At 63.9% G+C, this 13,264-nt stretch carries 12 protein-coding genes; 10 read left to right on the forward strand and 2 right to left on the reverse strand.

Annotated elements, in window-relative coordinates:
- Nucleotides 1-131 precede the first annotated feature (131 nt).
- From ACY8GK_RS19290 to ACY8GK_RS19300, 3 genes are read left to right on the forward strand one after another with little or no spacing between them, the layout of a single operon-like run.
- Nucleotides 132-1,013, forward strand: coding sequence for a heme/hemin ABC transporter substrate-binding protein (locus ACY8GK_RS19290; protein ID WP_196177926.1), 882 nt, complete (start codon nucleotides 132-134; stop codon nucleotides 1,011-1,013).
- 50 nt (nucleotides 1,014-1,063) lie between these two features.
- On the forward strand, nucleotides 1,064-2,047 hold the full coding sequence (locus ACY8GK_RS19295) for a FecCD family ABC transporter permease (RefSeq protein WP_462401834.1): 984 nt from the start codon (nucleotides 1,064-1,066) through the stop codon (nucleotides 2,045-2,047).
- Nucleotides 2,047-2,814: a heme ABC transporter ATP-binding protein gene (locus tag ACY8GK_RS19300; RefSeq protein WP_196177922.1), complete on the forward strand. Its 768-nt coding sequence runs from the start codon at nucleotides 2,047-2,049 to the stop codon at nucleotides 2,812-2,814. Before ACY8GK_RS19295 ends, ACY8GK_RS19300 begins: the two co-directional genes overlap by 1 nt.
- 193 nt (nucleotides 2,815-3,007) lie before the next feature.
- On the opposite strand, the gene ACY8GK_RS19305 is transcribed toward ACY8GK_RS19300, so the two are convergent.
- Nucleotides 3,008-3,286 (reverse strand): TfoX/Sxy family protein, encoded by a 279-nt coding sequence (locus ACY8GK_RS19305; RefSeq protein WP_196177920.1) that lies wholly within the window; start codon nucleotides 3,284-3,286, stop codon nucleotides 3,008-3,010.
- A gap of 138 nt (nucleotides 3,287-3,424) precedes the next feature.
- Nucleotides 3,425-4,987, reverse strand: coding sequence for a bifunctional aminoglycoside phosphotransferase/ATP-binding protein (locus ACY8GK_RS19310; protein ID WP_462401835.1), 1,563 nt, complete (start codon nucleotides 4,985-4,987; stop codon nucleotides 3,425-3,427).
- Between the two features lie 117 nt (nucleotides 4,988-5,104).
- Between ACY8GK_RS19310 and mrcB the strand changes: the two genes are divergently transcribed.
- From mrcB to pssA, 7 genes are all read left to right on the forward strand, one after another.
- Nucleotides 5,105-7,426, forward strand: a complete 2,322-nt coding sequence (gene mrcB, locus ACY8GK_RS19315) for a penicillin-binding protein 1B (RefSeq protein ID WP_462401836.1) — start codon at nucleotides 5,105-5,107, stop codon at nucleotides 7,424-7,426.
- A 50-nt stretch (nucleotides 7,427-7,476) separates the two neighbouring features.
- Nucleotides 7,477-8,232: a tetratricopeptide repeat protein gene (locus tag ACY8GK_RS19320; RefSeq protein WP_462401837.1), complete on the forward strand. Its 756-nt coding sequence runs from the start codon at nucleotides 7,477-7,479 to the stop codon at nucleotides 8,230-8,232.
- Complete coding sequence (locus ACY8GK_RS19325) at nucleotides 8,232-8,561, forward strand: YqcC family protein (RefSeq protein WP_230375837.1); 330 nt, start codon at nucleotides 8,232-8,234, stop codon at nucleotides 8,559-8,561. Before ACY8GK_RS19320 ends, ACY8GK_RS19325 begins: the two co-directional genes overlap by 1 nt.
- 407 nt (nucleotides 8,562-8,968) lie before the next feature.
- Complete coding sequence (locus ACY8GK_RS19330) at nucleotides 8,969-10,693, forward strand: acetolactate synthase 3 large subunit (RefSeq protein WP_196177912.1); 1,725 nt, start codon at nucleotides 8,969-8,971, stop codon at nucleotides 10,691-10,693.
- A 1-nt stretch (nucleotide 10,694) separates the two neighbouring features.
- Nucleotides 10,695-11,186 carry an acetolactate synthase small subunit gene (ilvN, locus tag ACY8GK_RS19335; protein ID WP_196177910.1) on the forward strand — a complete coding sequence of 164 codons (492 nt, stop codon included), beginning with the start codon at nucleotides 10,695-10,697 and terminating at the stop codon, nucleotides 11,184-11,186.
- 53 nt (nucleotides 11,187-11,239) lie between these two features.
- Nucleotides 11,240-12,256 carry a ketol-acid reductoisomerase gene (gene ilvC, locus ACY8GK_RS19340; RefSeq protein ID WP_196177907.1) on the forward strand — a complete coding sequence of 339 codons (1,017 nt, stop codon included), beginning with the start codon at nucleotides 11,240-11,242 and terminating at the stop codon, nucleotides 12,254-12,256.
- Nucleotides 12,257-12,404: 148 nt separating this feature from the next.
- Nucleotides 12,405-13,256 carry a CDP-diacylglycerol--serine O-phosphatidyltransferase gene (gene pssA, locus ACY8GK_RS19345; protein ID WP_196177905.1) on the forward strand — a complete coding sequence of 284 codons (852 nt, stop codon included), beginning with the start codon at nucleotides 12,405-12,407 and terminating at the stop codon, nucleotides 13,254-13,256.
- Nucleotides 13,257-13,264 lie beyond the last annotated feature (8 nt).

Consider the following 13,264-nt stretch of genomic DNA (forward strand, 5'->3'; position numbering starts at 1 on the left):
CGGTGCGCAACGGACTTGCGTGCGATGAGAATAGTTATCAAGATCTGGCGGATCCGAGTGCGCCATGCAGCCATGGTGCGCAATCCTGTCGCTATCGACAAGCGACGTGCGTCTGCCAGAGGAGTCGAACGATGCGCCGTCCTGGATCTTTCATCGGCCTGTGCGCTTGCCTGCTCTTCGCCGCCCAGGCGCTGGCCGACGACCTGCCGCGCAGGTGGGTCAGCGCGGGCGGTGCCTTGAGCGAATGGATCAGCGCCATGGGTGGCGAGTCACGGCTGGTCGGGGTCGATACCACCAGCCAGCACCCGGCATCGCTCAAGTCGCTGCCGAGCATCGGTTACCAACGCGCGCTCTCTGCCGAAGGCATCCTCAGCCTGCGCCCGGATATCCTGGCCGGCACCGAGGAGATGGGCCCGCCGCCGGTGCTGGAACAGCTGCGTGCGGCCGGCGTGCGCGTCGAGCTGTTCTCGAGCAGGGCCGAACTGGCCGCGGTCGAGGATAACCTGCAGCACCTTGGGCGCCTGCTGGGCATGCCCGACAAGGCCGCGGCGCTCGCCGAGGCGTACCGTCAGCGCCTACAGGCGCTGCGCGTCGAGGTCGGCCAGGCGCAGGCCCGCGGGCCGTCGCCTGGCGTGCTGGTGCTGGTCGGTCATGCCGGGGCCAGGCCGCTGGTCGCCGGCAAAGGCACCGCGGGCGACTGGCTGCTACGTCAGGCCGGGGGGCGCAACCTTGCCGAGCACGAGGGGTATCGCGATTTCTCGACGGAAATGCTCGCGGCGCTCGATGCCGATGTCCTGGTATTGGCCGATCGCGTCTTGCAAGGCGAGCAGGCGCTACAGGCCCTGCTCAAGGAAAATCCGGCACTGGCCCGCTCGCGGGCCGTGCGCGACAAGCGCCTGTTCGCGCTCGACCCGACACTGCTGGTTGGTGGTCTGGGCCCGCGAATGCCCGACACCTTGCGTGAACTGGCGGCAGTCTTGCATCCGGCGACCCTCGGGGGCTTGGCCCGATGAGGCGACGGGTGCGGCCACGGATATTGTTCGTCTGCCTGGTCCTGCTATGCATGCTTGCCGCCTGGCTGTCCTTGGCGCTGGGGCCGGTGAGCCTGCCGCTGGCCGATGTGTTGCGGGCCGTACTGCGCCTGTTCGGGGTTCCGGTTGGCGGCGCGGGTCTGCAACAGGCCGAACTGATCATCGGCCAGATCCGCTTGCCGCGTACCTTGCTGGGGCTTTCGGTCGGTGCCGTGCTGGCGCTTTCGGGCGTCGCCATGCAGGGGCTGTTCCGCAACCCCCTGGCTGATCCAGGGCTGGTAGGCGTGGCCAGTGGCGCGGCACTCGGCGCGGCGATCGCGATCGTCGGCGGCAGCTGGCTGGGCGGCATGCCGTCCTGGATCGAACCCTACCTGCTGTCGATCTGCGCCTTCGTCGGTGGCCTGTTGGTGACCGCTCTGGTCTATCGGCTCGGCCGCCGAGACGGCCGGACCCATGTCGCCACCATGTTGCTGGCGGGGATCGCGCTGACCGCGCTGGCCGGCTCGGCGGTGGGACTTTTCACTTATTTGGCCGACGACGCCACCTTGCGCAGCCTCACGTTCTGGAACCTCGGCTCGCTCAATGGCGCCAGCTATCAGCGGTTATGGCCTTTGTTGCTGGTGGTCGCGGCGGTTGCGCTGTGGCTGCCGCGCCGGGCCCGGGCCTTGAATGCACTGCTGCTGGGCGAGTCGGAAGCGCGGCACCTGGGCATCGAGGTGGAGAGGCTCAAGCGCGAACTGGTGTTCTGTACCGCCCTGGGTGTCGGCGCGGCGGTCGCCGCCGCGGGGCTGATCGGCTTCATCGGCCTGGTGGTGCCGCATCTGGTACGTCTGTTGGCGGGGCCGGATCACCGGGTGCTGCTGCCGGCCTCGCTGTTGGCCGGCGCCGCGCTGCTGCTGTTCGCCGACCTGGTTGCGCGCCTGGCCCTGGCACCGGCGGAATTGCCGATCGGCATCGTCACCGCGCTGATCGGCGCACCGTTCTTTCTGGTATTGCTGGTAAGGGGGCGTCACTGATGCTGGAAGTCGACGGGCTTGGTCTATGGCGAGGCAATGCCCAAGTCCTGCATGACATCAGCTTCGAGCTGGTGCCGGGGCAGCTGCTGGGCGTGCTTGGCCCCAACGGTGCGGGCAAGAGCAGCCTGCTGGCGGCGTTGTGCGCGGAACTGGAGCCCAGCCATGGCCAGGTGCGACTGCGTGGGCGAGCGCTGCAGCGCTGGGGCAGCCAGGAACGGGCACGCTGCCTGGCGGTCTTGCCGCAGGTATCGAGCCTGGAATTCGCGTTTCGCGTCGAGGAGGTGGTGGCCATGGGACGCTTGCCGCATGCGTCCGGGCTGCAACAGGATCGCAATATCGTCCGGGTGGCCCTGGAGGCGGTCGATGCCACGCATCTGGCGGGACGCAACTACCTGGCGCTGTCGGGAGGCGAGCGCCAGCGGGTACATCTGGCACGCGTGCTGGCGCAGCTGTGGCCTGGCGAGCAGGGCGCCACGTTGCTGCTCGACGAGCCGACTTCGATGCTCGATCCGTTGCACCAGCACACTACCTTGCAAGCGTTACGCCGTTTCGCCGAGCGGGGCGTGGCGGTTATGGTGATCCTGCACGACCTGAACCTGGCGGCACGTTATTGCGACCGCCTGTTACTGCTGAACCAAGGGCGTTGTCACGCCCTGGGCGCACCGGCAGCGGTTCTCGAACCAGCAAAGCTGAAGGCAGTGTTCGGCCTGGAGGTACTGGTGCAGCCCCATCCGGAGCGTGGCCACCCGTTGATCATCGCTCGCTAGAGCCGGACGCCGAAACACGCCGCGCATGCAAAAAAAGACCCGGCAAAAGAGCCGGGTCAATAACCGTGATTAGCCTGATGAGGAGATAATCTGAGAGTCCGAACCAGGGGCTTTCAGTTTATCCAACCAGTCTCGCGACCAGTTGTGATAATCATAACGATTCTCATTTCTCAGTCAATGCCTTTCGTCGCATTTATTTCCCGGCGCCGCCCAGGCGGGTCTCGGCATGCAGTTGCTGATTGAGTTTCTGCTTGTGTTCGGCAGGCAGGTCGTTCCAGTGCATGTCCAGCAACGCGCCCTCGATCGAGTACAACAGCACCTTGGTGGCACGAAAGCCACGGGTCTTCACTGCCTGATAGGCACCCACCGCGCCTAGCTTGCGCAAATCCGACGCGCTATGGATACCGGCTGCATGCAGCCACTGCGCAGATGTCTTGCCAAGGTTCTTCAGATGCTGCAATTCGTCATTCATCAGGCCTCCTTGCGATGCTGAATGGCCATGGGTAATCGCCGGCAGGTCAGTGGTCAATGCAGTGTAGCGGGCGCTGGCGCCAGCGCAGCGATTGGCCGCTGGCGCCCGACGGGCTGCAATCCCTGGCGTTGCAGCCGATCAAAGCCCCGGCAGACGCTGGTGGATCTGCTCGATCAACTGGTCCATGCTGGTGCTTGCCTGGGTATCGACCTGCTTGCTCGATTGCAGCTCCTGCTCGTCGAGCGGCTCGCGACTGGCCTGCTGGGCCTTGACCACTTCCAGCGTCGCGTCCGACGGGTCGTCGTTCTCGGCACGGCGTTGCTCCAGCCAGCTGGCGATGACCGCCTCGGGAGCATGGCAGTCGAGGATCAGGAAGGGCACGCCGGTTTCGCTGGCTACCGCCGCTGCTGCCTGGCGCTGCTCGCGCTTGAGGTAGGTAGCGTCCAGCACCACCGGGAAGCCGGCGCGCAGGATCCCGGTCGCCAGCCGGTGCAGTCGCTCATAGGTGGCCTGGCTGGCCTGCGCGTCGTAGATCCCGGCCTGCAGCTTGCCGCTCTCGGCCTCTGGCTGCTGGCCATGCAGGCGCTTGCGCTCGACATCCGAGCGCACGCGGATCGCGCCCAGGGCTTCGACCAGGCGCATGGAGACATGGCTCTTGCCAACGGCCGAGACGCCATGGGTAATGGCCAGCAGGCGCGACGGGATGGCGCTGTAGCTTTCGGCCAGGCTGGCATAGTTGCGGTAGGTGCGCAGGGTGGTGGCGCGCTGTACGCCATCGGCGTCCGGCGCCAGGCTGAACAGCGCGACCTTGGCGCGTACCAGGGCGCGATAGGCCTTGTAGAAATTGAGCAGCTCCAACCCCTGGTAGTCACCGGTCAGTTCCAGGTACTGGCTGATGAAGCGTCGTGACAGGCACTTGAGGCCACGATCCTCCAGGTCCATGGCGAGGAAGGCGATATCGGCATAGACATCGGTCAGGCGGAAGGGCTCGTTGAATTCGATGCAGTCGAAGATCACCACCTGGCCATCGATCAGGGTCGCATTGCCCAGATGGATGTCGCCGTGACATTCACGCACGAAGCCGTCGGCCTTGCGCGACTCGAGCAGCGGGCGCAGTCGCTCGAAGCTGCTGCGGGCCCAGGCTTGCAGGCCTTCGAGTTGCTGCAGGTCGGCTTTGTCGGAAAGGAAGGGGCGGATCTGCTCGAAGTTCTGCTCCACCGGAGCCATGACGCTTTCCGGCGTGCCCAGGGGGTGCTCGACGGGTACCCGGGGTGCCTGCAGGTGGAACTCGGCGATCTGTCGGGCCATCTGGTCGATATGCCCGGCGCTCAGCTCGCCATTGGCCTGCAAGGTGGACAGCATCTGGCCAGCCGGAAACTGGCGCATCTTCAGGGCATATTCGATGGCCGGGCCATCGCCGCCCAGGCGCGGGGCCTGCTCGCTACCGGTGATGGGCACTACCTCGAGGTACAGACCTTCGGTCAGGCGCTGGTTCAGGCGCAGCTCTTCGTTGCAGAAATGCTCGCGCCGGCCCAGCTCGGTGAAGTCGAGAAAGCCGAAGTTCATCGGCTTCTTGATCTTGTAGGCATAGTCACCGGTGAGCAGAACCCAGGAGATGTGCGTCTCGATCAGCTGGAAGCCGTCGACTGGGTGAGGGTAGAGCGCTGGGTTCTGCAGCGCGGTGATCAGGGCTTGGCTCACAGGCGATCCTTCAAGGGTCAGGGAATTCGAAACCCACATTATGGTCAATGGTGCCGCCCCTGCAAACCGCCAGAGGGCGCCTGCCCAGCCTTTGTAAAGTGCGTATAATCCGCGACCATGACTCGTACCAAGACCCCCCGCAATTCAAAGAAACGCCCGACCGGCCGCTCGCGCGCCTGGCTGGGCTGGGCGCTCAAGCTCAGCCTGGTCGGCCTGGTGGTGCTCGCCGGCTTCGCGGTTTACCTCGATGCTGTCGTCCAGGAGAAATTCGCCGGCAAGCGCTGGTCGATCCCGGCGAAGGTATATGCCCGGCCGCTCGAGCTGTTCGTCGGGCAGAAACTCAGCCGCAATGACTTCCTGACCGAGCTCGATGCCCTGGGCTATCGCCGCGAGAGCTCGGCCAACGGCCCCGGGGCGGCGTCGGTGAACGGCAATACCGTGGAGCTCAATACCCGCGGTTTCCAGTTCTACGAGGGCATGGAGCCGGCACAGCTGGTGCGCGTGCGGTTCTCCGGCGACTATGTGGCCGGCCTCTCGGGCGCCAACGGCGGCAAGCTCGACGTGGTCCGGCTGGAGCCGCTGCTGATCGGTGGCATCTATCCGAAGAACCTCGAGGACCGCATTCTGATCAAGATCGACCAGGTGCCGCCGTATCTGCTCGAAACCCTGGTAGCGGTGGAAGACCGCGATTTCTATCATCACTTCGGTGTCTCGCCCAAGTCGATCGCGCGCGCGGCATGGGTGAACACCTCGTCCGGCTCGATGCGCCAGGGCGGCAGTACCCTGACCCAGCAGCTGGTGAAGAACTTCTACCTGACCAGCGAGCGCAGCCTGAGCCGCAAGCTCACCGAGGCCATGATGGCCGTGCTGCTGGAAATGCACTATGACAAGCGCGAGATCCTCGAGGCCTACCTCAACGAGGTCTTCGTCGGCCAGGACGGCCAGCGTGCCGTGCATGGCTTCGGCCTGGCCAGCCAGTTCTTCTTCAGCCAACCGCTATCGGAGCTCAAGCTGCACCAGGTGGCCTTGCTGGTAGGCATGGTCAAGGGGCCGTCCTACTACAATCCGCGGCGCTATCCCGAGCGGGCCCTCAATCGTCGCAACCTGGTGCTCGACCTGCTGGCCGAGCAGGGCGTGGCCAGCCAGGAGGCTGTCGATGCAGCGAAGAAGATGCCCTTGGGCGTGACCAAGCGCGGCAGTCTGGCCGACAGTTCGTTCCCGGCGTTCCTCGACCTGGTCAAGCGCCAGCTGCGCCAGGACTATCGCGACGAAGACCTGACCGAAGAAGGCTTGCGCATCTTCACCAGCTTCGACCCGATCCTGCAGCTCAAGGCCGAGACCGCCATGCGCGAGACCTTCAAGCGCCTGGCCGGGCGCAAGGGGGCCGGGGAAGTCGAGTCGGCAATGGTCGTGACCAACCCCGAGACCGGTGAAGTCCAGGCCTTGATCGGCAGCCGCCAGGCCGGTTTCGCCGGTTTCAACCGGGCGATCGACGCGGTACGGCCGATCGGCTCGCTGGTCAAGCCGGCGGTCTACCTGACCGCGCTGGAGAAGCCGAGCAAGTTCACGCTCACCAGTTGGGTGCAGGACGAGCCTTTCTCGGTCAAGGGTGGCGACGGCCAGGTCTGGCGCCCGCAGAACTACGACCGCCGCTCGCACGGCACCATCTACCTCTACCAGGGGCTGGCCAACTCGTACAACCTGTCCACGGCCAAGATCGGTCTGGAAGTCGGCGTGCCGAACGTGATCAAGACCATTGGCCGTCTGGGCGTGGACGTCGACTGGCCGGCATTCCCGGCCATGTTGCTGGGGGCTGGCGGCATGTCGCCGATGCAGGTGGCGACCATGTACCAGACCATCGCCAACGGCGGCTTCAATACCCCCCTGCGCGGTATCCGCAGCGTGCTGACGGCCGAGGGCGAGCCACTCAAGCGTTATCCGTTCCAGATCCAGCAGACGTTCGATCCCGGCGCCATTTATCTGGTACAGAATGCCATGCAGCGGGTGATGCGCGAGGGCACGGGGCGCTCGGTCTACAATTCCTTGCCCGGCTCGCTGACCTTGGCGGGCAAGACCGGCACCAGCAACGATTCACGCGATAGCTGGTTCTCCGGCTTCAGCCAGGACCTGCTAGCCGTGGTCTGGCTGGGGCGCGACGACAATGGCAAGACGCCGTTCACCGGCGCCACCGGTGCCCTGCAGGTGTGGACCAGCTTCATGCGCAAGGCCGATCCGCTGCCGCTGGACATGCCGCAGCCGGACAACATCGTCCAGGCCTGGATCGACCCCTACTCAGGGCAGGGCTCCGACGCCAGCTGTCCGGGGGCGGTACAGATGCCGTATATTCGTGGCAGCGAGCCACCCGCCGGTGCCGCTTGCGGTGGCCAGTCCAATCCGGACGAGTCGGTCATGGACTGGGTCAAGGGATGGATGAACTAAGCGTGTGGCCTGCCGCCCGGCAGGTCACCTGATGCATAAGAGGGTGTGACGTGAACAAGTGGTGGTTTCCTGCCTTGACGACGCTGGCCATGCTCCATGGCTGCGCCAGTGTGCCGCGTGGTTCGATCCCGGTGGTGGATTCGGGCTCCAGGGTCTCCAATGCCGAGCGTGTCGCGGCCAATCGCCCTGCCGCGGCCAACCCGGTCGCGACCGGAACCAGCCAGGCACAGGCCTTGCCGAGCGACTCTGGGGTGACCGTCATGGTACCGCAGGGCGCCAGTACCGAGCCGATCCAGACCTTCCCGGCGTCCACCGCTGCGGCGCCGATCAGCACCGGGCCGATCACGCCCAATCCGGTCAGTGACGAACCATTCGACATCGCTTCGATGAACAGTGCGTCCAGCACCGCCAGCGCGCCGGCCCCGACTGGCATCCCACGCAGCAATGCGCCCATTGGCAGCAGCCTGTCGGCCGACGAACAGCTGGACGGACCGGTGCTGGCGCTGTTGACCACCGCGCGCCAGCAGCAAGGTGGCGGCGATTTCAACGGCGCGTCGTCGAGCCTGGAGCGCGCCCAGCGGATCGCCCCGCGCGAGCCCCAGGTGCTGTTCCGCCTGGCTCAGGTTCGGCTGGCCCAGGGCGATGCGGCTCAGGCCGAGCAACTGGCGCGGCGTGCGTTGACCTATGCCAGTGGTCGCCCCGACCTGCAGTCGGAGTTGTGGAACGTCATTGCCCAGGCCCGCGAAAAGCAGGGCGACAGTGCTGGGGCGGCGCTGGCACGCCAGAAAGCGCAGGTCCGTTCGTGATGGACCGGCGCGTTCCCGAGATCGCCGACCACCTGTTGCTGATAGAGCGCGAACTGCATGTGCAGGGCTGGTGGAGCGAGGCGTCGCCCAGTGCCGCGGCCTTGGCCAGCACGGCGCCGTTCGCTGTCGACAGCATGAGCTTCGAACAGTGGCTGCAATGGATCTTCCTGCCGCGCATGAAGCACATCCTCGAACAGGGCCTGCCGCTTCCCAACGCCTCGGGCATCCTGGTGATGGCCGAAACCGTCTATGGCGACCGACCTGATGAAAGCCGCGAGTTGCGCCGACTGCTGGCAGCATTCGACCAATTGATCAGCCCATCCGCCTGATTTCTTCTTTTTTTCCATCAAGGGCCGCAGATTGTGGCCCTTTTTCTTCCAAAAGTTTATTTTTCTGCTGCCGGTCCGGTTTTTTATGGCGGTGGCAATTCATCTGCGGGAAAAATTGGCAATAATTTTTCTTGACTTGCGGGCCGTGAATAAGAAGAATCCAGTTTCCGCTGTAGGGGGACTGCCAGAAGCAGACCCGCCAAGCCGATCATGAGGCGCACACCCGCGCCGACCTGTAACACCCCGCAACGCGTTACCTCGCGCTGGGTGGGAAAACCCCGCAACACTCTGGGGCGCTCCCAATACTTGCTCAGTCAGTGCTGACGTTCGCTCATGCTCTGCTTGGCAGTAAACCTATCAAGACCCCGCCTTCCGGGCGGTATTCTGGCGTTTTAGAGGTGAACAACGTGGAGCTTTTATCTGGCGCTGAGATGGTCGTCCGCTTCTTGCGCGACGAAGGCGTTAAGCACATCTACGGGTACCCTGGTGGTGCTCTTCTTCATGTTTACGACGCCCTGTTCAAGGAGCCAGAGATCTCGCACATCCTGGTTCGCCATGAGCAGGCCGCTACCCACATGGCCGATGGCTATGCCCGCGCGACCGGCAAGGCCGGCGTGGTGCTGGTGACTTCCGGACCTGGTGCCACCAACGCCATCACCGGTATCGCCACGGCCTACATGGATTCCATTCCGATGGTGATCCTCTCCGGGCAGGTGCCAAGCACCATGGTCGGTACCGATGCCTTCCAGGAAACCGACATGATCGGTATCTCCCGGCCGATCGTGAAGCACAGCTTCATGATCAAGCACGCCTCGGAAATTCCCGAGGTGCTGAAGAAGGCTTTCTATCTGGCCGAGTCGGGACGTCCCGGGCCGGTCGTGGTCGATATCCCCAAGGACATGACCAACCCAGCCGAGAAGTTCGAGTACGTCTATCCCAAGAAGGTCAAGCTGCGCTCCTACAGCCCGGCCGTGCGCGGGCATTCGGGGCAGATCCGCAAGGCTGCCGAAATGCTCCTGGCCGCCAAGCGTCCGATCGTCTACTCCGGCGGCGGCGTGATCCTCGGCGGCGGCTCCGAGGCCCTGACCCAGATCGCGAAGGCGCTGAACCTGCCGGTCACCAACACCTTGATGGGCTTGGGCGGCTACCCAGGCACCGACCGTCAGTTCCTCGGCATGCTCGGCATGCACGGCAGCTTCCCGGCGAACATGGCCATGCACCATGCCGACGTGATCTTCGCGGTCGGCGCCCGCTTCGACGATCGGGTGGTCAACGGCCCGGCCAAGTTCTGCCCGAATGCCAAGATCATCCACATCGACATCGACCCAGCGTCGATTTCCAAGATGATCAAGGCCGATGTGCCGATCGTAGGCCCCGTGGACAGCGTGCTCAACGAAATGCTGGCGATCCTCGGGGAAATCGGCGCCAAGCCTGACCAGGCGGCACTCGATGCCTGGTGGAAGCAGATCGAGGAATGGCGTGGCGACCGCGGCCTGTTCCCTTACGACAAGGGTGATGGCAGCGTGATCAAGCCACAGGCCGTCATCGAGACGCTGTGCGAAGTGACCGGCGGCGAGGCATTCGTGACTTCCGACGTGGGCCAGCACCAGATGTTCGCGGCGCAGTACTACCGTTTCAACAAGCCCAATCGCTGGATCAACTCCGGCGGCCTGGGCACCATGGGCTTCGGCTTCCCCGCCGCGATGGGCGTGAAGCTGAACTTCCCTGACGACGACGTGGCTTGCGTCACCGGCGAAGGCAGTATCCAGATGAACATCCAGGAACTGTCGACCTGCCTGCAATACGGCCTGCCGGTGAAGATCGTCAACCTGAACAACGGTGTGCTGGGCATGGTGCGCCAGTGGCAGGACATGGCCTACAACAGCCGCCACTCGCATTCGTACATGGAGTCGCTGCCTGATTTCATCAAGCTGGTCGAGGCCTACGGCCATGTCGGCATCCGCATCACCAGCCTGAAGGATCTCAAGCCCAAGCTCGAGGAAGCCTTCGCCATGAAGAATCGACTGGTGTTCATCGACATCCAGGTCGACCGGAGCGAGCACGTCTATCCGATGCAGATCAAGGATGGTTCGATGCGCGATATGTGGCTGAGCAAGACGGAGCGTACCTGATATGCGGCACATCATTTCCCTGCTGCTGGAAAACGAACCCGGTGCCCTGTCTCGCGTGGTCGGCCTGTTTTCCCAGCGCAACTACAACATCGAAAGCCTGACCGTCGCACCGACCGAGGATCCGAGCCTGTCGCGCCTGACCCTGACGACCATCGGGCATGACGAGGTGATCGAGCAGATCACCAAGAACCTGAACAAGCTGGTCGAGGTGGTCAAGCTGGTCGACCTGTCGGAAAGCGCCCACATCGAGCGCGAGCTGATGCTGGTCAAGGTCAAGGCCACCGGTGCCCAGCGCGCCGAGATCAAGCGCACCACGGATATCTTCCGCGGCCAGATCGTCGACGTGACGGCCAGCGTGTACACCGTGCAGCTCAGTGGCACCAGCGACAAGCTCGACAGCTTCATCCAGGCGATCGGCACTGCCTCGATTCTCGAAACCGTGCGCAGCGGCGTCACCGGCATTGCCCGTGGCGACAAAGTGCTCAGCATCTAAACAACAGCATTCAGCGATGGCTCCCCAGGAGCCAGATATAACAGGGGTGTTTCATGAAAGTTTACTACGACAAAGACTGCGACCTTTCCATCATCCAGGGCAAGAAGGTCGCCATCATCGGCTACGGCTCCCAAGGTCACGCCCAGGCGTGCAACCTGAAGGACTCCGGTGTGGATGTCACCATCGGTCTGCGTAAAGGTTCGGCCACCGTCGCCAAGGCAGAAGCCCACGGCCTGAAGGTGACCGATGTCGCTTCCGCCGTCGCCGCCGCCGACCTGGTCATGATCCTGACCCCGGACGAGTTCCAGGGCACCCTGTACAAGAACGAAATTGAGCCGAACATCAAGAAAGGCGCTACCCTGGCCTTCTCCCACGGCTTCTCGATCCACTACAACCAGGTCGTGCCACGTGCCGACCTGGACGTGATCATGATCGCGCCGAAGGCTCCTGGCCACACCGTGCGCTCCGAGTTCGTCAAGGGCGGTGGCATCCCTGACCTGATCGCCATCTACCAGGACGCCTCGGGCAATGCCAAGAACGTCGCGCTGTCCTACGCCGCTGGCGTGGGTGGCGGTCGTACCGGCATCATCGAAACCACCTTCAAGGACGAGACCGAAACCGACCTGTTCGGCGAGCAGGCCGTGCTGTGCGGTGGTACCGTCGAGCTGGTCAAGGCTGGTTTCGAAACCCTGGTCGAAGCCGGCTATGCCCCGGAAATGGCCTACTTCGAGTGCCTGCACGAACTCAAGCTGATCGTCGACCTGATGTACGAAGGCGGCATCGCCAACATGAACTACTCGATCTCCAACAACGCCGAGTACGGTGAGTACGTCACTGGCCCCGAGGTCATCAACGAAGAATCCCGCAAGGCCATGCGCAACGCACTCAAGCGCATCCAGGACGGCGAGTACGCGAAGATGTTCATCAGCGAAGGCGCCACCAACTATCCGTCGATGACCGCCAAGCGTCGCAACAACGCTACCCACGGTATCGAGATCATCGGCGAGCAGCTGCGCTCGATGATGCCTTGGATTTCGGCCAACAAGATCGTCGACAAGAGCAAGAACTGATTCTTGTCGTGACGTGACGAAGAACGCGGCCTTGGCCGCGTTTTTCGTTTGGGCACCAGCTTCTGGTATAAAGCGACCATCGGCCGGCGTCGAACCTCCGTCGCCAGCCTGCGTCGAAAACTTTCCACCCTGTTGCAAGGTAACCTCCATGAGCGAACGTCCCGAAGAGCCGAACAAGCCCTCCGACGCCGAAAGCCTGCTGCCCGTCGATGAGCACATCGAGGAAGGGCATGACGCTGAAGGGCGCAAGGTTCGGCACCGTGGCATCTACCTGCTGCCCAACCTGTTCACCACGGCCAACCTGTTTGCCGGCTTCTACTCGATCATCAGTTCCATCAGCGCGCACGGTTTCCTGAGCGCCGGAGATGCCCGGGAAGGCAGCAAGTACCTGGCCTTTGCCGCCATCGCCATCTTCGTCGCCATGGTGCTGGACAGCCTCGACGGTCGGGTGGCGCGCATGACCAACACCCAGAGCGCCTTCGGCGCCGAATATGACTCGCTGTCCGACATGGTTGCCTTTGGCGTGGCGCCGGCACTGCTGGCCTTCGTCTGGGCGCTGGGCGACATGGGCAAGGTCGGCTGGATGGTGGCCTTCATCTATGTCGCTGGCGCGGCGCTGCGCCTGGCACGTTTCAACACCCAGGTCGGTACCGCCGACAAGCGTTACTTCATCGGCCTGGCGAGCCCGGCCGCTGCCGGTGTGGTCGCCGGTACCGTATGGGCTTTCAGCGACTACGGTATCCAGGGCTCGAAGCTGTCGTTCGTGGTCGCCTTGCTGGTCGCCGCCGCGGGCATGCTGATGGTCAGCAACATCAAGTACAACAGCTTCAAGGAGCTGGACCTCAAGGGGCGCGTGCCGTTCGTGGCCATCCTGGCCGTGGTGCTGGTATTCGCCGTGGTATTCAGCGACCCGCCACGCATCTTGCTGCTCATCTTCCTCGGCTACGCTGTCTCCGGCCCGGTGCAGTACCTGCTGCGTACCCGCCGTCGCAAGCCGTGAAAATCGTT

The organism is Pseudomonas sp. Marseille-QA0332 (assembly GCF_054950175.1).